This is a genomic window from Myceligenerans halotolerans (genome assembly GCF_054782975.1).
The window spans coordinates 1-22,020 of sequence record NZ_BAAGRL010000028.1; the positions used below are offsets into that span (position 1 = coordinate 1).

The following is a 22,020-nucleotide window of genomic DNA, read 5'->3' on the forward strand; positions in this document are numbered from 1 at the left end:
TCCTGCCCCCAGCCTACGAACTCACGAAGACCGGGGTCTCACGAAAGCCTGGCAGATAGGGGCAGGTCGGCCGACTCTGCGACGGGCGGGAGTTCCTTGTCGGGGTATTCCTGGACGGAGAGCGCCACCATCTCGTCCCCGCCCAACCCGGTGACCACGCTCGTCGCACCGGTCTGCGCGGTGGCGCGCGCCATGAGGGTGAACGGGTGGTGCAGGGGTTCCTCGGCGGGGCTGATGGGTGCGCCCTGGACGCGCAGGCAGTCGGGGGCCAGGGGCTGGTGGGCCATGGCGTCGATGAGGATGTCGGTCTCGGCATACGACATGCGCTCGCGCATCTGGCCGCGTCGTCGGATCTGGGAGTCTCGGCCCGGTCCGCCGATCAGGAGTGCGGCGGTGGCGAGGCGGCCGGGCCAGCGGGCCGCGGCGCGGGTGGCGATGGTGCCGGAGTCGAACCCGCCGGTCAGGTGGAACAGGGTCCGGTCCGGGTCCAGGGGCCGTTTGTCCAGCACGGCGTCGATGGTGGAGGTGAACGCGTCCAGCACGTCGGCATCCTCGGCCAGATCGCGTGGCCGCAGGTGAAGGGCCGGTTCGGGGTAGCGGATCACCAGGTGCCCGGCGAAGTGCGCGCTCGCGCGCTCGGTCAGTTGCCGGATCCCGGTGAAGAACGTGTCACTGCTGTACCGGGGCCGGTACACCAGCAGCCGCGCGGCTTCACGCGCGTCGACCCCGCGCACGTAGCCGGTAAGGTCGGCCATGTCCCATGACCCGGCCAGCACGTGGGCGTCGTGCGCCAGATACAACGGCGTGACCCGCGCCGCCCCCGCGGTCACGATCACCGGCTCGTGCGGGACCAGCTCGACCGTCACGAAGTCCAGCGGCCACCGTCCGGCCATACTGCGGATGCGCTCGAACTCTTCCCGTGTGACGGACTGAACGGCCGAGGATGATGCCGGCCCTCCCGCCGCCCTCTCCCGCACGACCACCAGGGTCCGGGTCCCGTCGCTGGCCGCCACCTGCTCGATGGCGGGGTTCGCCACCGGGGTGATCCAGGTCGCCCCATCGGCGCTCTGATAGCCCGTCCCGGTCCACGTCGGTGAACCTACAGACCGGGTGTCGATACGCATCCGCAGCATGAGATCCCTTTCTCAGACGGCCGTCGTGTCGTAGGTCTTCGCGCCGTCGGACGACCCGGAGATCTTCTTGTAGTCGTGCGCCTCCTGCGGCGACTGCACGAAACGCACCGGCCGAGAGCAGAACAATGCCTCGAACCCGAAGTCGGGCTTACGAGGCGGCTCGAACATCTCCATCTGACAACCTCCCTGTCCGCCACGGCGGGCACACGCCCGCCCGGCAACGGTCCAAACGCTTCACGGCCTGCACACCCAAGGCACCTGTGTGGCATTCCTGTGGCACTTTCGCTACACACCTCCCATCTGTAGGCGCCTGAACGGGGCGGAGCCGTCGGCAGTCGCGCCATCCCCCGCCGTCCCGGCCGTCCCGGACGTTGCCCCGGCCGTCACTGCTCGTCCGCCCGGACCGCCGAGGCCGGCACGACCACGACACCGCTTCCGCCGTCGACCGGCACGCCCAGGTCCACGGTCGCTCTGTCCGGCCCCGACCCAACCAGGAGACCCGACCGCCCTGCGAAGCGGCCGGACGTGATCCACACCCGGACCCGCGTCCCGACTGCCCCTGCCTCGGTTGTCATGGCCGCCCCTCCCGGAGCATTTCCACCCACTCGCCGCCACCGTGCTGCCAACACAACGCCTCGCCCAGCTCCGCGACCTGGTCACAGCCACGCACACAGCACGGAGACTCACTCAGGTGACGGATCGGGAGCGAGGCATCCCCAGCAGCGGTCGTCATGCCCACGAGCGTCCCATCGCGCAGCTACCGACGACATGCAATTGCAGACACTGGAGCAATTGCGGTATAGAGAGCATTCCATCCGGCAGGGGTGGCGTGCCAGACTTTCCGGGCAAGGCTCGCCCCACTGCACCACCGACCCACGGAGGAACGATGGACATCGAGTTCATGTGGAAGGACGAGGACTCCCGCACCGGCAACTGCCCGGCGCTGTACAAGACCGGCGACGGCTACGTCGTCCAAGGCGTCAAGCTCGACGACGCGACCCGCGCCCAGCTGCGTGACCTCGCTGACCACGAAGACGGTGTGTTCGTCCCGGCGAACGTGCTCGACCGTCTGCGGGGTTCGCTCTGACTGGCGAGACGATCACCGCGCAAGACTTCGGTGAACTACTGCACTCCTTCGGGGCCACGGCCTTCCGGCTGGAGCAGCAGCCGGTGTACGCGGACGACCTCAAGGACGACCACTTCGAGACCTACCTTGCGGGCAACCCCTACGACCCGAACCAGATCCCGGGGTTCACCGACTGGCTCGATCACATCCGAGCGCTGACGGCCGAAGGCCGACGGATGGAGAGGGTGCGGATCCAGCAGGACCCGCCCACGGACTATCAGCGGTACGCCCGCTGGGTCGGACGCTGGAACGAGGAAGCCGGCGAGGTGATGCACTACACCACGCCGGAACGGGCGAGGACAGTCGGACTACTGCCCGAGGCCGGGGAGGACGACTGGTGGCTCCTGGACGACGCGCGCCTGATCGTCATGGAGTTCGACACCGCTGGGGAGCTCATTGGTCTGCGCCTGGAGACCGATGAGGCTTCGCTGGAACGGGCCCGGGCGTTGAGGAGACTGGCGCTGCGCGCCGTACCCTCCTGATATGCCTGGTCCGGACCACCTGCAGAACCTCGGTCGGCGTCTGCGCGCGCTGCGCGTGGGCGCCGGCCTGGCAGGCAAGGAACTGGCCGGGGCGCTCGGGTGGCCGGCATCGAAGGTCTCGCGGCTGGAACTGGCCCGCCAGAACGCATCGCCGTCGGACATCACCGCGTGGATCGCGGCAACCGGCGGCAGCGCGGACGAACGCGCCCAGCTCCTCGGACTGCTCGACCAAGCCCGGGAGGACCAGCACACCCACCGACGACGCGCCCGACGCGGACAGGCGCCCGTTCAAGCCGGCTACAACGCGCTCGTCGAGGGCTCGACCTGGATGCGCGAGTTCCACAACGTCGTGATCCCCGGCATGCTCCAAACCCCCGACTATGCTCGCGTGATCCTGACCGCTGCCGCGCAGGCGCACGATGTCGCCGTCGCCGACGTCGAGGAGGCAGTCGCGACGCGCATGGAGCGTCAGCGCTACCTCTACACGCCGCGCCGGTTCGAGTTCATCATCACCGAACCCGTGCTCCGCTGGGGCCTGGTCCCGTCCGACATCATGCGCATCCAGATCGACCGCCTGCAGTCCGCGATCGGCCTGCCCAACGTCCGACTCGGCTTCCTCCCGTTCGGCGCGGCCCACGACGTGCCACCCCACATGTTCGAAATGTTCGACGACCTCGTCTGCGTCGAGACCCTCAGCCGCGAACACCGCTACACCGGACCCGAGGCCCAGATCTACATCAACACCTTCAGCACACTGCGGAAACTCGCGCTCACCGGCAACGACGCCCGCCACTTCATCACCAGCATCGCCAACGAACTCGGGTGACGGCGACGCCCTCGCGGTCGGTAGGTTCATTGATGGGGAGCCGGACTCTCATGAGGCAACGGGGTGCGTCGAGGCCGCGCACAGAAAGAAGTTTGGGACGCCACACCACGACCCGAGCAATCCGAACACATCCGTCACGAAGGAATCCACATGACAGCGCCCCAGGAAGACGCCATGTCCAGCGAGGTCAGCAGCGTTGTGGCGGACAGGATCGCCGCCGATTTCCGTTACCTCATCGGGCGCGGGGAGTACGGGCCGGGTGAGCGGCTGCCGAGCGAGAGATCGCTCGTGCGGGACCACGAGACAACACGCCCGACAGTGCGCAGCGCGCTCGCCCAGTTCCAGGCCGCGGGCCTGGCGGTCACTCGCCAGGGTGCCGTCTACGTCCGCGACTTCAGGTAGCCCGTCATCCGGGACGCGACCTCTCCGCCGTCGATGCATTGCTTTTCACCTCCGGAATCGACCCCGACCAGCGATCTCAGACACGGCTGGTGAACGCTCGCCGGGCACCGGCGCCGCAGCACTCCACGCTCCGGCTCACCCGATCGGACGGCACAGTGCTCTGGCACCTGGCCACCGCCATCGACGACATCGACACCGGCGTCAACCTCATCGTTCGCGGCACCGACAAGATCGACGCCACCAGCATCCAGGAACGCCTACGCGCCCTCCTCGCGCCCGGCCATCAGGTCGCCTACCTGTTCCTGCCCCGCCTCACCGCCGCAACGGGCGCGCCGAAGATCCGGGTCCGCAATGTGCTGTCCGACGCCATCGGGCCCGAGGCGCTGCGCTGGTTCCACGCCGAGACCTACCTCCTCGGCGATGAACCCGCCACCACCTTCGACCAGATCGTTCGGCGACTACGCCCGAATCTGCCGAAGTCGCGCGACAGTCTGCTCGACGTGCGGCGATTCATCGCACTGAACCGCAAGACCGCCGCGATGCCCAGGGCCGGAAACTCGGCAGCCGCGCCCGCTCAGGCGGTTCGGCTCAGCCGACCCGCTGTGCCGCCATCCTGAGGCGCTCCAGAGTCTTCTCGCGGCCCAGGACCTCCATCGACTCGAACAGCGGCAGCCCCACCCGGCGACCCGTGACCGCGACCCGGACCGGTGCCTGCGTCTTGCCCAGCTTCAACCCGCGTGCTGCGCCGATCTCCTCGAGCGCGGACTTCAACGCCTCGCCGCTCCACTCGGTCTCGGAGTAGCGCTCGATCGTGTCCGCAAGAATGCCTGCGGCGTGCTCGGAGCCCATGGCCTTGTCCCACGCGGCCTGATCGATCACCGGCTCATCCAGGAACAGGAAGTCGACCATCTCCACCACGTCGCCCAGCAGCACGATCCGCGTCTGCACCAGCTCAGCGACCTTCGCGAACACCGCCAGGTCGTACGCCTCGGCCGGCCACGGCACGTCCTCGGACACCAACCACGGCTGCACAGCGCCAGTGAAGGCCTCGACCGACATCGCGCGGATGTAGTCACCGTTGAACGCCTGCAACTTCTTGATGTCGAAGAACGCCGGGGACGGGTTCACATCCTCCAGCCGGAACTCGGCCACGATCTCCTCCCACGGCACGATCTCCCGATCATCCGCAGGCGCCCAGCCCAGCAGCATCAGATAGTTCCGCATCGCCTTGGCCAGATACCCCTCGGCGCGAAAGTCCTCCAGCGCCACCCGGTCACGACGCTTGGACAGCTTCTGCCGCTTCTCATTCACCAACACCGGCGCATGCGCCCAGATGGGCGGCTGCGCGTCGAGCGCCTCCCAGATCAGCTGCTGCTTAGGCGCGTTCGGCAGATGCTCCTCGGCACGCATGACATGCGTGATGCCCATCTCCAGGTCATCGACCACGTTCGCCAGCAAGAACACCGGCGACCCATCCCCGCGAGCGATCACGAAGTCCTCGATCAGCGCGTTCTCGAACTCCGGCTTGCCACGCACCAGGTCCACCACCACCGTGGAACCCTCATCCGGCGTACGGAACCGCAACGCCCGACCCGGTGCAGCCTCCAGGCCGCGATCCCGGCAGAATCCGTCGTACCCCTTGTGGCTCGACCCGGTCCGGGCGATCACGTCCTCGCGTGCGCAGTCGCAGTAGTACGCCCGCCCGTCGTCCAGGAGTTTGTCGATCGCCTCGCGGTGCTTACCTGCGTACTCCGACTGGAAGAAAGGACCCTCGTACTGCGACTCGTCGATCCCGAGCCACGCCATCGCGTCCAGGATCCCCTGCACCCACTCCGGCCGGGACCGCTCGGCGTCCGTGTCTTCGATCCGCAGCACCAGCGACCCACCCGCTTGTCGCGCGAACACCCAGTTGAACAGCGCCGAACGAGCGTTCCCGACATGGAACATGCCCGTGGGCGAGGGCGCGAAGCGAACTCGGATCTCGGGATTGGTCACGGCGCACAAGCCTATCCTCACCGCACTCGGTGTCCCTCTCGAATCGCTGCGATCTCAGAAGGACCGTGAGTTGCCAGACTTTGCACGGCGACGAGTCAGGCCAACCTCGGGGTCCCAGACCCAGAGCCGAAGACCGCTGCCTCGCTAAGTCGTGGTCCGAAGGAATCCACATGACAGCGCCCCAGGAAGACGCCATGTCCACGCGTACTGCTGCAACGCCAAGGACACGCCGCGAACAGCCTCGCACCGGCCCGGGTGGCTGAGCTCATCGCCAGGCTCGGCAACAGAACGCTGCGAGACCCGTGACGACGGTCGCGCCCTCGTCGAAGGGGAAAAGCGCAGGCCGCTGCGGCGCTCTCGCTCACCGGGCCCCGCCGACGAGGGGCGCCGACAGCGTCCGGTGTCCGCAGACCGGTGCTCAGCCGTCCCGGAGCATGCGCGCCACCAGCGCGGGGGAGAGCCGGTGCAGGACCGCCAGGGCGCGGATGCTGCCGACGCGGATGACGGGGCGGTCACGGTCGAGACCGCGCAGCAGTTCCGTGGCGGTCTGCTCCGGGCTGATCTTGCCGCTGCCACGGCCGGCCGTCATGGCCGTGTCGACGAGAGGCAGCATGGCCTCGATGACGCGGAGGCCTCGCTCGTCGTCGGCGAGCTGGTAGCGCAGCGCGGTCGTGTAGTTGCGCAGGGCGGCCTTGGTGGCGCAGTACACCGGAGCGGCACGCTTGGGGGTCAGCGCAAGGGCCGAGGTGATGTTGACGATCGTGCCTCCGGGCAGCATCAGGGGCAGGGCCAGTGCGGTGAGCTTGACGGGGCCGGTCAGGTTGGTGCCGATCTCCGTGTCCATGTCGCGCAGCAGATCGGCGGGGCGGCGCTCGGTCAGCCGGTAGCCGAACTGCACGGCCGCGTTGTTGACCAAGAGGTGTATGCCGCCGCGGGCGCGGATCTGCTCCGTCATGGAGGCAAGGTCGCTCTCCACGGCGAGGTCGCAGCGGACGGCCTCGATCCCCGGAAGCGCGTCGGCGGCGGCCAGCCGGCCCTCGTCCCGGCCGCAGACGATGACCTGCTCCCCGCGCTCGGCGAGCTGTCGCGCCAGGGCCAGGCCCACGCCCGCGGTGCCGCCGGTGATCAGGGCGAACCCCGCTCGTTCTGTGCTGGACATGTGCGTCCTCTCCGCTTCGATTTGCATTACATAACAGTACTGTAATCTAATGCGCAGGATGGTCACGGGCAAGAAGGTCCCCGACAAGAAGGAGTGACATGACGTACGTCGTGATGAACATGCTGCAGTTCCAGCCCGCCTGGCTGCGGCTGGAGCGGGGCGAGCGGGCCCGCGTGTGGGCAGGGGTCAAGGCATTGGCGGCGCGCGCTGACGGGGTGCGGCTGCGCTGGTTCGACGCGGAGGCTTTCTGCGCCGACTACAGCGACATCCTGTTCGTCGAGACCGAGGATCTCTCCGCGTACTACATGTTCTGGGAGGCGGTCCGGGACACCGAGCTGTTCTCCGTGCCGTACGTCGAGGTGAAGCAGGTCGCCATGGGGATCGAGGACGGGTTCGCCGCGTATGACAGCGCCGTCGCCGGACAAGGGCCGGCGACCGTCGTCGGACGGGAGCGGGCGCCGCATGAGTGAGCCGGCACAAGCGCCGGGCCGTCCGCGCAGCGGCGAGGCCTCGGCGCGCATCCTGCGTGCCACCGTCGAACTGCTGGCGGAGAGCGGGGCGGCCGGGGTATCGGTCGACGCGGTGGCCGTCCGTGCGGCCGTCTCCCGGCCGACGGTCTACCGGCGATGGAAGGGGCGCACGGAGCTGATCGCCGCGGCGGTCCGGGACGCCTTCGCGCAGGCCAACCCCGAACCCCCGCACACCGCGGACCCGCTGGCGGACCTCGTCACCGTGATGTCCAACACCGTGCGCCTGCTCACCCGCACCGAACTCGGCCGCGTCATCGCCGGGCTGGTCAGCGAACTGCCCCGATCGCCCGAACTCGCCGCCGCCCTGCGCGAGGTGGAGCGGGGCCGGCGCGAGATCCTCCGTGAGGTGCTGCGCCGGGCCGAGGAACAGCAGCGGCTACGGACGCCCGACGTGGAGCTGGCCGTCGATCTCCTGCTCGGCCCGGTCTACCTCAGACTGCTGATCACCGGCGACCCCGTCCCCGCACAGCTCGCCACGCAACTCGCGGAGCTGGTGGTCGGCCCGCCACCGGACCTGATCAGGAGCTGAGCCGGTCCACACGCCCCACCCGCGCGTGACGTGTCAGTGACACCGCTGTGACGGTCGCTGCCCATGCTCGATGTACGGACGGTCGTTCTCGCCGGTGTCGAAGGAGTCCCTCATGACCATCACCCCCAGCCACCCGGGTGTCTACATCACCGAGGTGCCGAGCGGGAACCGGGCGATCACGGGCGTCGCGACGTCGATCACGGCGTTCGTCGGCGTGGCCGGGCGCGGCCCGGCGAACGAGCCGGTACCCATCAGCAGCTATGCGGACTTCGAGCGGCGATTCGGCGGCCTGGCCCGGAACAGCGGGCTCGGCTATGCGGTGCGCGACTTCTACCTCAACGGCGGTGGCCGGGCGATCGTCGTGCGGGTCGCCCCGTCCGGCGCCGACAGCGCGACGCTGGACGTCGGCGACCTCTCCCTCGAGGCGAACGGGCCGGGCTCCTGGGCCGACACCCTTGAGGTCGAGGTGCAGCACCTGCCCACCGCCGAGGCGGACGACGTCGCGGCCGGCCAGGGCGGAGGCATCCAGGGCAGCGACCTGTTCACCCTGCTGATCCGCGAGGCCCCGGGCGAGGACCCGGCCGAGACCTTCCGCAACGTCACGATGGTCGACGGGCCGCGTCGCGTGGACCGCGTTCTGGAGGCATCGCTCCTGCTCCACGCGGCCGCCGCTCCGGCCGAGGGGGACGCGCGGCCGGCGAGCGGTAACTTCGCGGTCGCCGCGGCCGACCAGGGATCGGACGGCGGCACGATCGCGGGCAGCGACTACGCCAGCGCGGCCCTGGAGTCGTCCCGCGGTGGCATCTACGCCCTCGAGGACGCCGATCTGGTCAACATCATCGTCATCCCGCCGCCCACACCCGCCGGTGCGCTGCCCCCCGCGGTCTGGTCGAGTGCCCTCGCGTACGCCGTGACGCGACGGGCCTTCCTGCTCGTCGACCCGCCCCCGGCAGCCACCCCGGCGGACGCCGAGGCGTTCGCCTCCGACAACGGACTCACCGGCATCGCGGCCCGCAACGCGGCCCTGTACTACCCGAGGGTGCGGCACGCCGACCCGATGCGCGGCGGAAGCATCGGCACGTTCGCGCCCAGCGGCGTCGTCGCCGGAGTCCTGGCCCGCACGGACGCCTCCCGGGGCGTGTGGAAGGCCCCGGCGGGTCTGGAGGCCGCGATGACCGGCGTCGTCGACCTGGAACGTCACCTGTCCAACGACCAGAACGGCGACCTGAACTCCTCCGGCGTCAACGCCCTGCGCGCGTTCCGCGACGCCGGATCCGTGGTGTGGGGCGCCCGCACCCTGCGCGGCGCGGACGTCCTCGCCGACGAGTACGGGTACGTGCCTGTCCGGAGGTTCGCCCTCTTCCTGGAGGAGAGCCTGTACCGCGGCACCCAGTGGGTGGTGTTCGAGCCCAACGACGAACCCCTCTGGGCGCAGATCCGGCTCACCATCGGCGGGTACATGCAGGACCTGTTCCGCAAGGGAGCTTTTCAGGGCAGCACCCCGCGCGAGGCCTACTTCGTCAGGTGCGACGCCGAGACCACCACCCAGTACGACATCGACCGAGGGATCGTGAACATCCAGGTCGGGTTCGCCCCGCTGAAACCGGCGGAGTTCGTCATCATCTCGGTCCAGCAGAAGACCGCTGCGACCGGCGAGTAGGAGGCACGCCGTGGCTGAGTTCACCGTCAACGCCAGCCGGTTCGACCCGTACAAGAACTTCAAGTTCCGCGTCAAGTGGGACGGGAGGTACGTCGCCGGCGTCAGCAAGGTCAGCGCGCTGAAGAAGACCACGGAGGTGGTCACCCACCGCGACGGCGCCGACCCGTCCAGCAGCCGGAAGTCGCCCGGCCGCACCGAGTACGAGGCGATCACCCTCGAACGCGGCGTCACCCACGACCCCGAGTTCGAGAAGTGGTCGGACAAGGTGTGGGACTTCGGCTCCGGCCTCGGCGCGGAGTCGTCGCTGGCGGACTTTCGCAAGGACATCATCATCGAGGTCTACAACGAGGCCGGGCAGCTCGCGCTGGCCTACAAGGTCTACCGCTGCTGGGTCTCGGAGTACCAGCCCATGCCCGAGCTGGACGCCAACGCGAACGGCATCGCGATCTCGATCCTCAAGCTCGAGAACGAGGGCTGGGAGCGGGACATCGCCGTCACCGAACCCACCGAGCCCACCCTCGACGTGTGATGTCCGACGACGGCGCCACGCTCGCGCTCGCCGAGGCGCTGTCGGCCGCGGCGCCGGAGACCCGGGGAGCGGCGCTGCTCCACGCCCGGGGCGAGGCGCCGGACCTCGGCGCCGCGGCCGCGCTGCCGCTCGCGCGGGTAGCGGTGGCGGCCCTGGACGAGCTGCGCGCCCGGGTCGGGCCCGTGCTGGCGACCGTGATGACGTGCCCCGGGTGCTCGGCCTCCCTGGACGTACCGCTGATGCTGGACCTCCTTGCCGACACGGCCTCGGCGGCCGCGACCGACGAGGTCCGCGTCACCGGCGGAGTCGTCCGCGCGCCGACGACGGCGGACCTGCTCGCCGCGGCCACGTCCACCGACCCGGCGGCCGCCCTGCGCGACCGATGCGTGCACTGGGAGCCCGGTGCCGTCGTCGACGACCCGGGCACTCTCATGGAGGTCGAGGCCGCCGCCGAGCGGCTCGTCGGCGCCGCGGACACGACCGCGCGCCTGCACTGCCCGGCGTGCGGCGCCGAGGCAGGCGTCGCCGTCGACCTCGTGGCGCTGCTCACGGACCATCTCGTCGACGAGGCGCAGCACGTGATCGCCGTCGTCACCGAACTCGCCGCCGCCTACGGGTGGACCGAGGCCGAGATCCTGTCGTTGCCCGAGTCGCGGCGCGCGGCGTACCTGGAGCACGCCCGCAGCGGGGTGCGGCGGTGATGAGCGTCTTCGACCGGCTCGCCGCGCGGGCCACCTCGACGGTACCGACGCTCGCGACGCGACGCGCCGGGCGGTTCGAGCCCGGCCCGGGGCAAGAGCCGCCACCGGTCGAGCCGACCGGCTCACCGCACGCTACGGCGCGGATGCCCGACGACGGCGCGGACGCCTCCGCGGTTCCGCCGGCCTCGGGCGACCCCGGCGCCGGGGTGGCCGGGACCGCGCACGGCCGGGCGCGGAACGGGTCCGGTACAGCGTCTCCGGCCGGGACCCGCCGCTCGTCGTCCGGGGCCTCGTACGACACCTCGTCGTCCGACGGCCCGACGGCGGCCGCCGGCGCCGGCCACGAGGCGCGCCGAGGAGACGCGGCGAGGGGCGAACCGAGCGGCGGATCCGTGCCGGGCGGGCGGATCCGTGCCGGGCGTCCCGAGCCGGCGACGCCGGATCCCTCGGGCGCGCACACGACCCGCCGGGCTGGACGGGGGACGGGCCCCGGCGCCCGCACGAACCCGCGCGCGGACGCTGCCTCGCCCAGATCAGGCCGCGGCGACCGTGTCCCCGGCAACCGACCGTCGAGCGACCTGCCCGGCGACCGTCGTCCCGATGGCCGTTTCCGGGCCGGCCCCCTGCGCAACGGCAGTCCCACCGCCACCGCACGACAGGTCGCTGCCGCCGAGGACTCCCGCAGTGCCGCGACGCCACGAACCCGGCCCGGCGCACCGCCGTCGGACCGTACCGACGGCACACCGGCCGGCCGCGCAGGTCCCGCTGCACGACGGGCCGACGGTCGGGCGACCGACGCCCCAGGGACTCGCAGCACGGCGACCGACGCCCCGGCATCCGACGGCGGTCGAACCGGCCCCCGGCGCCCACCGTCCGGCTCCGGCGCCCCTGGTCCCGCCGAGCCCGCGACCCGCACCCTGACACGCGACGAACTCCTCGCCCGTCTCACTCCCGCCCTCGTCGCCGACGGCACGCTCTCCCGCAGCGACGCCGAGCGGCTCGTCGCCGTCCCCGCCCGCGTCACCGACCGCCGTCGGGCATCCGGCGGAACGGGCGAACCCGGCGACACGGGGCTGCCCGCCGACCGCCCCGCCGTGGGCCTCGACCCCCTCGACGTCCCGGCCGGCGACGTGCACGTGCACATCGGCCGTGTCGACGTGCACCACCCCGACCCGCAACCGGCCCCGCAACGACCCGAGCGGCAGCAGCCCCCGCGCGTCGACCACAGCGCCTACCTCGCCCGGCAGGAAGGCCGGTGGCGGCGATGAGCAACACCCTGGCGATCGCGGCCGTCACCTCGACGATCCGCTACGTCCTGCACGAGTCCCTCGGCGGCGACGAACCGGCCCCCGTCGGCGGGGCCGACGTCACCACCCTGCGACCCGCCCAGGTCGCCGACCTCGGCAACGTCGGCCAGACCGCCGCCGGACTGAACGTCTACCTCTACCAGGTCACGCCCAACCACGCGTCGAACCTCGACGACCTGCCCACCCGGCACCGCGACGGCACCCTCGCCCGACGTCCCGCCGCCGCCCTCGACCTGCACTACCTCGTGACCGCCTACGGCGACGAGGAGGCCCTCGAACCCCAACGGCTGCTCGCCCGCAGCGCGCTGGCGCTCGCGGCGACCCCGGTGTTCACCAAGGCCGTGATCGAGAACGCGGTGGCCACGTTCGACACCGGCGCCACCGACTTCCTCGACGCGACCGACCTCGCCGACCAGGACGAGCTCGTCAAGATCACCCCGACGCCCCTGCCGCTCGAGGAGCTGTCGAAGCTGTGGGGCGTCCTCGGCACCGGCTACCTGCTGTCCCAGGCGTACACCGCCACCGTGGTGCTCCTGCAGGCCGGGCTGCCCGTGCGTACCCCGCTGCCCGTCCTCACCCGCGACCTGGCGGTCCGGCCGTTCAGCCGCGTGCTGCTCGACGACGTCGCCGTGGCGGGTGACGGGCCCGCGGTCACCGGAGCCACCCTGGTGCTCACCGGACGGGGCCTGCTCGACGCCCGCACCGTCGTCCGCGTCGCGGGCGAGGCGCTCGAACCGGACCCGTCGTCGCGCAGCACGCGCCTCGTCACGACGCTCACCGGCGCCGTCCGTGCGGGCGTGCACGGCGTCCAGGTCGTGCACGAGGCCGCACCCGGCGCCGCAGGGGAACCCACGCGGGTACTCGGCCGCTCCGACACGCTCCCGCTCGTGGTACGCCCAGGCGTCGGCACGCTCACCACGACGGGCACGCGGCTGGAGGTCCCCGTCACCCCCGCGTTGCAGGAGGGACAGCGCGCCGTCGTCAGCCTCGCCCGGATCGCCGGCGGGGACGCCGCGGACCCGCCGCTCGTCGAGGAGCATTTCGGCCCCGTGTCCGACGACGACGCTCCCGCCGACCGCCTCGACGTGCCGTTGTCGTCGCTCACCGCCGGCACCTGGCTGGTCCGCGTCGCCGTGGACGGAGTGGCGAGCCTGCCCACCATGTCCGGCGACACCTACGACGGCCCCGCGGTGACACTGCCGTGAGCGAGGCGGCGATCGTGGCGACGCCGGAGGAGGTCCGTGACCTCGTCGTCGGCGAGCTCGACATCGCGCGCGCCGTCCTCGCAGGCACCGACCCCGGTCCGGCCCGGCAGCGCCTCGACGCGTTGCGCGCCCGGCGGACGGGCCCCGGCCCCCTCGACGAGATCGAGTCGGGGTTCGGGCTGAGTCCGTTCGAGCGGCAGACGTTGCTGCTGGCCTGCGGCCCCGACCTCATCGGCGAGGTGGCTCGCGAGCTCGCCGACCGCACCGGCAGCCCGCGGCTCACCTTCGCGGCCGCCCTGGAGCACCTGCCCGGCGCCCACTGGGACGCGCTCGTCCCCGAGGCGCCGCTGCGCCGCTGGGAGCTGCTGCGCCTCGCCGACCCGGCCGCCGTCGTCGCCGGCCCGCTCCTCCCCGACGAGCAGGTGGTGCACCGCCTCGCGGGCGTCGACGCGCTCGACGGACACCTCGAGGTGCTCAGCCACCCGGTCACCGCGCCGGCCGGGCTCTCGCCGACGCAGGCGGTGGTCGCCGCCGAGGTGGTGGCGCGCTGGTCCGCGTCCGGGCCCGTCGTGCTGCGCGGCCCGCAGCCGCGCACCACCCGGGCGATCGCCGCGGCGGCCTGCGCGTCCGTGGGCCTCGCCCCGCGGCTCATCGGCGCTGCCGACCTGCCCCCGGGGGCAGGCGACCTGGAGCGGCTCGTGCGGCGGCTCGTGCGCGAGGCCGTGCTCGGCCGGGTCGCCTGGCTGATCGACCTCGACGCGCCGTCCGTCCCCGACGGGATCGGACGCACCCTCATCCACAGCGAGGCGCCGGTCGTGCTGCTCGGCGGCAGGGGGGCGGCCACCGCCGCGCTCGAACGCCTCGGCCTGCCCGTGCTCGACGTGCCCCGCCTCGGCGCGGGGGAGCGGCGCGCGACCCTGGCCGCCGCGCTGGACCGGGCGGGCACCGTCGTGCCCGACGACGACGTCGCCGCCGCCGCCGGGGCGTTCGACCTGTCGGTGGGGGACGTCGACGACGTGGCGAACGAGGTCGCGGCCGGGCGTCCCCTGTGGTCGGCGTGCCGTCGCCGGCCCCGCGGAGACGTGGGCGGGCTCGCACAGGTGCGCGTCGCACTGGCCGGCTGGGACCGCCTCGTGCTGCCCGGGGCGCAGACCGACCAGCTGCGAGCCCTCGTCGCCGCGGCGCGGCATCGCTCGACGGTCCTCGACGACTGGGGGTTCGGCGCTCTGTCGACGCGAGGCCGCGGCACCGCGGCGCTGTTCGCGGGGGACAGCGGTACCGGCAAGACCTTCGCCGCCGAGGTGATCGCCCACGACCTGCAGCTCGACCTCGTACAGGTCGACCTGTCGCAGGTGGTCGACAAGTACATCGGCGAGACGGAGAAGCGGCTCGCCCGGCTGTTCGACGCCGCCGAGGACGGCGGCATGGTGCTGCTGTTCGACGAGGCCGACGCGCTGTTCGGCAAGCGGTCCGAGGTCAAGGACAGCCACGACCGGTACGCCAACGTCGAGGTCGGGTACCTGCTGCAACGCATGGAGGCGTTCGGCGGGCTCGCCGTGCTGACCACCAACGCCCGCGGCGCCCTCGACCCGGCGTTCACCCGCCGGCTGTCCGCCGTCGTCACGTTCCCGTACCCGGACCGCGCGGCGCGTCGGCGCATGTGGGAGCAGTCCCTGCCCGACGGCGTCCCGCGCGCCGGCCTCGACCTGGACGGGCTCGCCGACGCCGACCTGTCCGGAGGCGGGATCGCCGCCGCCGCGCTGCAGGCCGCCTACCTCGCCGCCGACGACGGCGGGGAACTCCGCATGGAGCACCTGACCCAGGCGGTCCGCTGGGAACTCGGCAAGTCGGGCCGCGTCGCGCGGTCGGGGGCGCGCCCGCGCGGGCGGGGAGGCGCGAGCTGAGACCGCGCGGCTGTCACGAACACCCCGCGTCGTCCCGTGGACCCGCTCGCTTGTCGATCCGATCGGTCGCGATCACGATCTCCGTCGTGACCGACGGCGAGAGCGCGAGCGTGCGCATCCGCGACAGAACCTCTCCAGCCGCCGGCCCCCCGATATCGCCCAGCGAGCACGCCACCCGCTCGAGCTCGTCATCCGTGAGAGCCACCGTGTGGACCAGACGATCAAGCGACGCGATCGCGCCCTCGTCCCGGAGAGACCCGAGGACATCGATCGCGAACGGACGACGCGCCGGATCGGTGAGCATCGGGACGACACGTTCGAGAACACGTTCCGGAGCCCGGCGCCCTGCCGCGGTCACGGCTTCTTCCAAGAGTTCGACCAGGGCGGGGGTCTCGGTGGTTCGCGGTCCGGGATCGCTGACGATGTCAAGCAGGTCGTCAAGATGTGTCGGATTCAGCCGAGCCAGGAATCGTTCCTCGTCTGCCCGTCGCTGCTCAGGAGTGGTGAACGGTCCGAGTGGTCCGGCCAGGTCGGTCAGCGCGTCGATGAGGCCGTCGGGACCTGTCATGGCGACTCCGTCTCCTCGTCGTCCTCGATCACGAGTTCGTAGATCGTCGTGGTGGTCTCCGAACCGAGGAAGTAGCCGATGCCGCCCGCGAGCAGCGTGCCGACACCATGGCCGACCCAGGCCCACGGCCCAGCCACGTCGGCGGGCGTGTACCAGTAGGCGAAGGCGGCGCCTGCCGCGGTGGCGCCCGCCCATCCCCCGGCGACACTGATCACCTCACGAGTCCGGTCCTCAGCCGTGATGATGCGATACGTATCGTTGACGAGGCCCACGACGATGAGGACCTTGCCTCCGTAGTGGAACACCCCGCGGACACGGCCCGCCCAGCGCTGCTGGGTAGCGGCTTCCTCCGCCGCGGCGGTGAGAATCGGGTTCACGGGCTCTCCGACCGTGCGCAGCGAGGCGAGAACTGTCGACACGCCACCTCGGATGCGAATCCTCGAGGCATCGCGCACCACGGCGAAACGTCCGTTCCCTTGTCGCGAGAAGCGGCTGTTCTCCAGCACCACCTCGCCGACCCCGTGTTCCGAGGCACGAACACGCTCTCCGACCCGCTCCCACATCCGTGATTCAGCGGCGCGTTCGAGGAACCGCCCGCGGATGTATCGGCGTTGCTTCGAGGTCAGGGCCGTCGACGCATTGAGCTGCGCCGTGCGTCGGTACTCGGCTTCGATGATCGGTTCGAGTGCCGCGCGTTCGCGTTCGAAGATCTCCAGCAGATCCGACTCATGGAACACGATGGCTTGGTCAGGGTGCACGAGCTCGACCGGGATGGTGACGCTACCGCCGCGGTCGCCGCCGACGTACGGATCGCCTTCGGTGACGAACCAGGCCACGCGGCCGACCCGGCCGAGGTCAGGGCGCCACGGGAACCGCCCTTCCGTCGAGTTGCGGAGAATATCGAGCGCGACCTCTGGCGACACCCCCGCGTTCGCCGGGCGGCCTGGTACGAGGTCGCGGGGCATCGCGGTGCCGAACCCCGGATGGTCGGGATCCTCCATCCGGCGGACCATCTCTCCTTCCAGCCGCGCCAGGTCGAGGACGTCGACCTCCCGCAGGGCCTGCCGATAGCGCATCATGAGCTCGGTGTCGGAAAGGGATGTGAAATCCTCCGGAGGGAGGGGCGGCGGCCGTTCCGCCCCCTTGTCGAATGTGTGCGCGCGGCGGTACAGCTCGAGCTCGGACTCGTCGTCGGGGCTCTCGACGGTGGTGGGTGCTGGAGTACCTCGAGGAGGGGCGGTGGCCAGCTCGTCCTCGAAGTGTGCCGCCTGTGTTCGCTGTTCCTCCGTCGGTGGCTCGAACTCGAGCATCTCGGTCTCGAAGAGGTCGGCATGCGGTGTCGGTGACGGGTACTGTGCCGCGTGGATCGCCAGCATGTTGGCGTCGCCCCAGTAGTTCTCCGGCTCGATCCCGGCGAGCGGGTTCTCGTCCGGACGGTCGCGGTAGTGCCGCTCCAGGAACTGCATGAACCCCAGCGAATCTCCCGGCAAGCCTGCGAGCGGGTCCGGGTTGTCCTCGAGGAGCCACGGGATGTGCTCGGGCCGCTCGAATTCCTTCCGCTCCCACGCGGCGCGCAGTCGCCGCAGCATCCCGGCGTTCTGCGGGCGGTAGGGGCGGTTGAGCCGCCGAGCCTCGAGCGCGATCTCCCGCAGCGACAGCTGGTCCAGCTCGGCGTCCGAGCCGGCTGACGACGGAGCCGACAAGTTCCAGTAGGCACCGAGAGACGGCACACTCGCCGGCTCGCGCACCTTGAGCTCCTCAGCCGCCTCGGATCGGCCGGTACCGGCGTCGATCATCGCGGCGAGTTCGTCGTGCGCCTCCTGCCCGACGACGAAGAACTCGGTCGGCACGTGCCCACGGAGGCCGAACACCCGCGCGATGTACTCGCGCTTCTGCTCGTCCGGAGCGGGCTCGAGCTCCGGAGGCAGATAGTCCTGCTCCATGAGGAAGTCGAAGGCTTCTTCGGCCGTCCCCAGATGGCTGGTACCGATCGGCGCGGACTCGTAGCCCTGATAGACCCGGGGCGCCCAGATCCAGGCCTGCCCGCCAAGGAGCGACCGGAGCACGTCGAGGGCCTCGTCCGACTGGCCGAACTCGCACCCGCGGACGATGACCCGGGTATCGGCGTCGAACATCGTGGCCACGACCTGCCGCCGCCGGCGCCTGAACCGTTCGTGCAGCCCCTGCTGGAACTCCTCCTGCAGGTCGTCGACGTCCCACACCGTGAAGAACCGGTCGCGCGCGGCATCGCCGCGGGTCAGAGGGATCTGCATCCCGCCTGCCGCGTTCGCGTGCGTCACGATGACCAGTTCACGCAGGTGCGGCGTCACGCCGGTCTCGACTCGGCGCATGTCCGTGAACATCCGGTCGAACATCGCCTCGAAGCTGTGCGAGCGGATCAGCCGGTGGTCCGGGTAGTAGCGACGGATGAATGCTTCGGCGGATCGACCGTAGGCGCCGCCCGTGAAGACGAACGCATAGTCGAGCTCCTCGACGTCGGGTCGGTCCGGAGCGACAGGATCAGTCGCCTCGGCGGTCTCGGTAGGTATCGGGTCGAGACCGACGAAGGTGCCGGTCTCGAGCGAAGTGATGCCGGCCCCGGCCCCGGTGAGGCGCTGACCGGACCGCGCCTCCCGTTCCTCCGTGGCCGAGGCGAGGGTGGGGACCTGTCCGGCCGTGGGGCGAGATCCTTCCCGTGATGCCAGCGCGTGCCCGAGCTCGTGCTCGACCACCCGGTCGTGGCCGAGCGGCCCCAGGGATCGTGCGGCTCGGCCGAGGTAGACGTGCCGGCCGACAGTGAACGCCCTGGCGTGCAGACCGGCCGCGACCGCGTCGCTCTCGCGTCCCACGTGCACCTGCACGTCACGCACGTCGTGACCGAGCCGAGCGGTCCGGTCCGGGCTCAGCACGTCCGTGACCGCGCGCCCGCCGGAGACGGGCAACGCCCCCCACGCCTGCGCCGCCACGTCGGCGACAGGCTCGACCGCCGATTCGCTCTCTGCCCCGAGCTTGTCGGTCACGGCCACCGCTCCCTGCTCAGCCGTTCGTGCCGCGCGACACCCGCACGGTGAGGACGTCGCCGGGCCGCATCTCGGCGCCCTCGGGTGGTTCGGTCGCGACGACGGTACCGCCGCGCACGCCCGGCGCGTCGACCTCCTCGAACCGCACCGTGAGACCGGCGTCGATCGCGCGCCGCTCGGCGAGGCCGCGGGTGCGACCGACGACTGCGTCGATGATCACCGGCGGGATGACGATCGGCGGGCGCCCGAACCAGAACCACGTCTCGAAGCGGCCGCCGGTCACCTCGTCGGTGGTGGGCAGGCGCAGCAGGGTGCGCCCCCGGTCCGAGGTCGCGACCGCGTGGCCGTTGAGGTGAAACTCCGGGTTCCGCGCGTCGACGATCGCCCAGCCGTCGAGCTGGAAGCGCATCCGCAATGGCAGTGTCCCCTCCGGCACCCGGCCTTCCTCCTGCCAGCGGAGCACCGTCTGCCGAACCTGCTCCAGGATGTCGCCCAGACCGTCCGCGGGATCCCAGAAGACCTGCGGACCGTCGAGGCTCATCCGGCCGTCGAGCACGATCGTCTGGGTGCCGAAAGATCGGCCGATGTCGAGGTCGCCGCCGAGCGCGGGCGTGGGCCACGGCATGTCGAGCAGCACCCGGCCCACGGGCTTGCCCTGCACGCTGTCCGGCAGCGGCTCGCCGTCGAGCTCGACGGCGATGCCCGACGCGACGGCACCGGCCGGCGCGAACGCGTCGTTCACCAGTTCGGTGCCGTCCCGGAACTCGATCGCCACCACGTGCAGGCCCGGCGTGTGCCCGGCCGCCACGTCGAGCTGCGCGGACACCCGGACCGGAGCGTCGTCGAGCGCATCTTCCAGCCCGATCGTCAGGACGTCGCTCAGCGCGCCGCCGTCGTCGCCTCCGTCGAAGACGGGCTGCCACGCGAACGCGGCCACACCCGCGCCGTCCGTCTCGGCGACGGCCTCCTCGGTCGCCGTCGCCGGCAGGGACGCCGGCACCGCCGAACCGTCGTCCGCCGCGACAACCCTCGCGCCGTCGCGGCCGCGCGCCACGACCCGCGCCCTGGCCGGGCCGCACAGGCTGTCCACGACGACGCGCACCAGCTGCGGAGCGGTGCGCCCGCGCGCCGCGACCTCCTGCCCGTCGCCGCCGAGCAGCCGCAGCTCCTGGGCGGTCACGACCCGGTCCAGCGCGTCCTGCACCGTCCGGGTGTCCGCGAACCCGTCGCACACCGGGTCCCACGCCACCTCCCGGGCGACGCTGAGCCGGCCGGTGACGACGACGGTCGTCCCGGCGGGCCCGTCGGTGTCGTCGAGGCGTACCGCCGCGAGCGTCTGCGTGGTCCCGCCGCCGGGATCGGGCGTCCAGAGCACGGCCGCGACGCCGTCGCTCCCGGTGGCGACGACGCCCGAGCCGCCCAGCGCGTCGCCGGAGTCCGCGTCGCGCAGCGTGCCGGCGTCGGCGGTGAACCGCACCGGCGCGCCGTCGACGGGGATCCCGCCGTTGCGTACGACGACGCGGACGGGTTCGTCGAGCTCGTCGCCCGGCATGGCCTCCTGGCCGTCTCCGCCGACGAGGTCGAGCGAGACCAGGCGGGTCAGCGGCGGGAACAGCCGGCGGCAGTCCGACTCCAGGGTCCACGTCCCGCCGGCGCGCACGAGGATGCCGAGCGGCGCCCGGCGGCGGTCCGGCCCGTTCGGCGGCTGGGGGTCGGGCGTCGCCGCGTCCCACGGCCACTCGAGGGTGCCCTGCCGCGCGGTGACGCCGAACCCGAGCCGTGCCGGGCGTGCCGGGATCAGCCAGTAGTCCCCGACCCGCGGGGTGCCGCCGGCGGGGAACCGCACCGTGATACCGCCCTCCAGGTCGGTGGAGGTGGGGCGCAGCCGGGTCGGCCCGCCGTCCCACCGGCGCACCACCGGCGCGGATCCGAGGGCCGCGACCGACGTCGGGGCGCCGTCGTCCCACGCCACGTGCAGCAGGAGGTCGTCGACGCGCTCCACGCCGGCGAGGAAGCCCGGCAGGCCGCGCAGCCGGCGGTCGGCGCTGGTCACCTCCACGAGGTCGCCCTGCCGGATGGACAGCTCCTCGTCGCGTCCCGGGCGGTCGATCGTCAGCGCCGAGTCCGCGCCGGTCACGGCGGACACGTCGAGGTCGAGCAGCCCGGCCACGACGGAGCCGTTCTCGCGCGACCACACGAACCGCGGCTCGGCCCCGGCGTCGAACACCTCGACCCGGTACAGCTGGCTCTCCAGCCGCTGGTACCCGCCCCCGCCGACGATGCGGCACGGGTCGACGTCGTCGTCCTCCTCGCGCAGCGCGGCGACCATGCGCCGGGGTGCCGTCGGCTCGGCCGCGGCGAGCTCGGAGCACACCTCGTCGCCGAGCGGCGCGAGCCGGACCTGCCAGATCGTCTGCTCCCGCGCCGCCGTGTCCGGGCCGCCGAGCGCGGACTCCAGGAGCTGGGGCCGTTCGTCGGCGGTGACGAGGTGATCGGAGACCTCCAGCCAGGCCGCGTACCGGCCGTCGTCCCCGGGCTCGGTCAGCCCGGGGTCGGCCGTCACCCCGGAGGAGATGGTGCGCAGGTGCGGCTGGTTCGCCAGCGGCCAGGCGCCGGATCCCGTGGCGGGGTTGGGCGGCGCGGCCGCGAGCACCCCGTCGACGTAGTACCGCCCGGGTGCCACCGCGAGATCGGCCCACCCGGCATCGTCCGGCGGCCCGCCGTCCGGGAGCGCGACCAGCGCGAACGGCCCGGCGCCGCCGTCCACCGGCTCTGCGCCGCCGGCCGGCCCGACGACGTCCTCGGTGCGCACCCGGTCGTGGTGCGCAGTGATCTCGGCCTGCTCGTTCCACTCCGCGTCCAGGAGCACCCGGCCCTGCTGCATGAGCACCGAGCGGTACCCGAGCGCCGGGTCGAACGTCCACCGCGTGAGGTCTGCGTGCAT

The 22,020-nt window shown here is 71.9% G+C and carries 21 protein-coding genes; 13 read left to right on the forward strand and 8 right to left on the reverse strand.

The window, feature by feature from the left end:
- Window positions 1-38: 38 nt before the first annotated feature.
- The 3 genes from ACYVK5_RS18370 to ACYVK5_RS18380 form a co-directional block, all read right to left on the reverse strand.
- A complete protein-coding gene (locus tag ACYVK5_RS18370) occupies window positions 39-1,124 on the reverse strand; it encodes an asparagine synthase-related protein (protein ID WP_460707405.1) in 1,086 nt (361 codons plus the stop codon).
- A gap of 21 nt (window positions 1,125-1,145) precedes the next feature.
- Window positions 1,146-1,307 (reverse strand): hypothetical protein, encoded by a 162-nt coding sequence (locus ACYVK5_RS18375; RefSeq protein WP_460707406.1) that lies wholly within the window; start codon window positions 1,305-1,307, stop codon window positions 1,146-1,148.
- Window positions 1,308-1,516: 209 nt separating this feature from the next.
- Window positions 1,517-1,708 carry a hypothetical protein gene (locus ACYVK5_RS18380; protein ID WP_460707407.1) on the reverse strand — a complete coding sequence of 64 codons (192 nt, stop codon included), beginning with the start codon at window positions 1,706-1,708 and terminating at the stop codon, window positions 1,517-1,519.
- A gap of 311 nt (window positions 1,709-2,019) precedes the next feature.
- Between ACYVK5_RS18380 and ACYVK5_RS18385 the strand changes: the two genes are divergently transcribed.
- The 5 genes from ACYVK5_RS18385 (at window position 2,020) to ACYVK5_RS18405 (ending at window position 4,586) form a co-directional block, all read left to right on the forward strand.
- Window positions 2,020-2,220, forward strand: a complete 201-nt coding sequence (locus ACYVK5_RS18385) for a hypothetical protein (RefSeq protein WP_460707408.1) — start codon at window positions 2,020-2,022, stop codon at window positions 2,218-2,220.
- Window positions 2,221-2,231: 11 nt separating this feature from the next.
- Complete coding sequence (locus tag ACYVK5_RS18390) at window positions 2,232-2,741, forward strand: DUF6879 family protein (RefSeq protein ID WP_460707499.1); 510 nt, start codon at window positions 2,232-2,234, stop codon at window positions 2,739-2,741.
- A gap of 1 nt (window position 2,742) precedes the next feature.
- Window positions 2,743-3,567 (forward strand): helix-turn-helix domain-containing protein, encoded by an 825-nt coding sequence (locus tag ACYVK5_RS18395; protein WP_460707409.1) that lies wholly within the window; start codon window positions 2,743-2,745, stop codon window positions 3,565-3,567.
- A gap of 150 nt (window positions 3,568-3,717) precedes the next feature.
- Window positions 3,718-3,969, forward strand: a complete 252-nt coding sequence (locus tag ACYVK5_RS18400) for a GntR family transcriptional regulator (RefSeq protein ID WP_460707410.1) — start codon at window positions 3,718-3,720, stop codon at window positions 3,967-3,969.
- Between the two features lie 155 nt (window positions 3,970-4,124).
- On the forward strand, window positions 4,125-4,586 hold the full coding sequence (locus tag ACYVK5_RS18405) for a hypothetical protein (RefSeq protein WP_460707411.1): 462 nt from the start codon (window positions 4,125-4,127) through the stop codon (window positions 4,584-4,586).
- On the opposite strand, the gene gltX is transcribed toward ACYVK5_RS18405, so the two are convergent.
- Complete coding sequence (gene gltX, locus ACYVK5_RS18410; RefSeq protein ID WP_460707412.1) at window positions 4,558-5,964, reverse strand: glutamate--tRNA ligase; 1,407 nt, start codon at window positions 5,962-5,964, stop codon at window positions 4,558-4,560. The genes ACYVK5_RS18405 and gltX overlap by 29 nt on opposite strands.
- 418 nt (window positions 5,965-6,382) lie before the next feature.
- A complete protein-coding gene (locus ACYVK5_RS18415) occupies window positions 6,383-7,123 on the reverse strand; it encodes an SDR family oxidoreductase (RefSeq protein ID WP_460707413.1) in 741 nt (246 codons plus the stop codon).
- 98 nt (window positions 7,124-7,221) lie between these two features.
- Between ACYVK5_RS18415 and ACYVK5_RS18420 the strand changes: the two genes are divergently transcribed.
- The 8 genes from ACYVK5_RS18420 (at window position 7,222) to ACYVK5_RS18455 (ending at window position 15,488) form a co-directional block, all read left to right on the forward strand.
- Complete coding sequence (locus ACYVK5_RS18420) at window positions 7,222-7,593, forward strand: darcynin family protein (RefSeq protein ID WP_460707414.1); 372 nt, start codon at window positions 7,222-7,224, stop codon at window positions 7,591-7,593.
- Complete coding sequence (locus ACYVK5_RS18425) at window positions 7,586-8,182, forward strand: TetR-like C-terminal domain-containing protein (protein WP_460707415.1); 597 nt, start codon at window positions 7,586-7,588, stop codon at window positions 8,180-8,182. The genes ACYVK5_RS18420 and ACYVK5_RS18425 overlap by 8 nt, the downstream gene beginning before the upstream one ends.
- A 112-nt stretch (window positions 8,183-8,294) precedes the next feature.
- The gene (locus ACYVK5_RS18430) at window positions 8,295-9,842 is read left to right on the forward strand and encodes a phage tail sheath family protein (RefSeq protein WP_460707416.1); all 1,548 of its coding nucleotides are present in this window, start codon (window positions 8,295-8,297) and stop codon (window positions 9,840-9,842) included.
- Window positions 9,843-9,852: 10 nt separating this feature from the next.
- Window positions 9,853-10,371: a phage tail protein gene (locus ACYVK5_RS18435; protein ID WP_460707417.1), complete on the forward strand. Its 519-nt coding sequence runs from the start codon at window positions 9,853-9,855 to the stop codon at window positions 10,369-10,371.
- A complete protein-coding gene (locus ACYVK5_RS18440) occupies window positions 10,368-11,072 on the forward strand; it encodes a hypothetical protein (RefSeq protein ID WP_460707418.1) in 705 nt (234 codons plus the stop codon). Before ACYVK5_RS18435 ends, ACYVK5_RS18440 begins: the two co-directional genes overlap by 4 nt.
- Window positions 11,072-12,340: a hypothetical protein gene (locus ACYVK5_RS18445; RefSeq protein WP_460707419.1), complete on the forward strand. Its 1,269-nt coding sequence runs from the start codon at window positions 11,072-11,074 to the stop codon at window positions 12,338-12,340. Before ACYVK5_RS18440 ends, ACYVK5_RS18445 begins: the two co-directional genes overlap by 1 nt.
- Window positions 12,337-13,584: a Pvc16 family protein gene (locus tag ACYVK5_RS18450; protein ID WP_460707420.1), complete on the forward strand. Its 1,248-nt coding sequence runs from the start codon at window positions 12,337-12,339 to the stop codon at window positions 13,582-13,584. The genes ACYVK5_RS18445 and ACYVK5_RS18450 overlap by 4 nt, the downstream gene beginning before the upstream one ends.
- Window positions 13,581-15,488, forward strand: coding sequence for an ATP-binding protein (locus tag ACYVK5_RS18455; RefSeq protein WP_460707421.1), 1,908 nt, complete (start codon window positions 13,581-13,583; stop codon window positions 15,486-15,488). Before ACYVK5_RS18450 ends, ACYVK5_RS18455 begins: the two co-directional genes overlap by 4 nt.
- Before the next feature lie 13 nt (window positions 15,489-15,501).
- On the opposite strand, the gene ACYVK5_RS18460 is transcribed toward ACYVK5_RS18455, so the two are convergent.
- Genes ACYVK5_RS18460 through ACYVK5_RS18470 form a run of 3 tightly spaced genes read right to left on the reverse strand, consistent with a single transcriptional unit; the run spans window position 15,502 to window position 22,020 of the window.
- Window positions 15,502-16,056 carry a HEAT repeat domain-containing protein gene (locus tag ACYVK5_RS18460; protein WP_460707422.1) on the reverse strand — a complete coding sequence of 185 codons (555 nt, stop codon included), beginning with the start codon at window positions 16,054-16,056 and terminating at the stop codon, window positions 15,502-15,504.
- Entirely contained in the window at window positions 16,053-19,076 is a 3,024-nt protein-coding gene (locus ACYVK5_RS18465) for an eCIS core domain-containing protein (RefSeq protein ID WP_460707423.1), read from the reverse strand. Before ACYVK5_RS18465 ends, ACYVK5_RS18460 begins: the two co-directional genes overlap by 4 nt.
- A 16-nt stretch (window positions 19,077-19,092) precedes the next feature.
- A complete protein-coding gene (locus ACYVK5_RS18470; RefSeq protein ID WP_460707424.1) occupies window positions 19,093-22,020 on the reverse strand; it encodes a DUF6519 domain-containing protein in 2,928 nt (975 codons plus the stop codon).

Coding starts and splice junctions, on each gene's coding strand:
- ACYVK5_RS18370 (WP_460707405.1), bottom strand. CDS start 1,124: ATGCGTATCGACACCCGGTCTGTAGGTTCACCGACGTGGACCGGGACG.
- ACYVK5_RS18375 (WP_460707406.1), bottom strand. CDS start 1,307: ATGGAGATGTTCGAGCCGCCTCGTAAGCCCGACTTCGGGTTCGAGGCA.
- ACYVK5_RS18380 (WP_460707407.1), bottom strand. CDS start 1,708: ATGACAACCGAGGCAGGGGCAGTCGGGACGCGGGTCCGGGTGTGGATC.
- ACYVK5_RS18385 (WP_460707408.1), top strand. CDS start 2,020: ATGGACATCGAGTTCATGTGGAAGGACGAGGACTCCCGCACCGGCAAC.
- ACYVK5_RS18395 (WP_460707409.1), top strand. CDS start 2,743: ATGCCTGGTCCGGACCACCTGCAGAACCTCGGTCGGCGTCTGCGCGCG.
- ACYVK5_RS18400 (WP_460707410.1), top strand. CDS start 3,718: ATGACAGCGCCCCAGGAAGACGCCATGTCCAGCGAGGTCAGCAGCGTT.
- ACYVK5_RS18415 (WP_460707413.1), bottom strand. CDS start 7,123: ATGTCCAGCACAGAACGAGCGGGGTTCGCCCTGATCACCGGCGGCACC.
- ACYVK5_RS18420 (WP_460707414.1), top strand. CDS start 7,222: ATGACGTACGTCGTGATGAACATGCTGCAGTTCCAGCCCGCCTGGCTG.
- ACYVK5_RS18425 (WP_460707415.1), top strand. CDS start 7,586: ATGAGTGAGCCGGCACAAGCGCCGGGCCGTCCGCGCAGCGGCGAGGCC.
- ACYVK5_RS18430 (WP_460707416.1), top strand. CDS start 8,295: ATGACCATCACCCCCAGCCACCCGGGTGTCTACATCACCGAGGTGCCG.
- ACYVK5_RS18445 (WP_460707419.1), top strand. CDS start 11,072: ATGAGCGTCTTCGACCGGCTCGCCGCGCGGGCCACCTCGACGGTACCG.
- ACYVK5_RS18450 (WP_460707420.1), top strand. CDS start 12,337: ATGAGCAACACCCTGGCGATCGCGGCCGTCACCTCGACGATCCGCTAC.
- ACYVK5_RS18460 (WP_460707422.1), bottom strand. CDS start 16,056: ATGACAGGTCCCGACGGCCTCATCGACGCGCTGACCGACCTGGCCGGA.
- ACYVK5_RS18470 (WP_460707424.1), bottom strand. CDS start 22,020: ATGCACGCAGACCTCACGCGGTGGACGTTCGACCCGGCGCTCGGGTAC.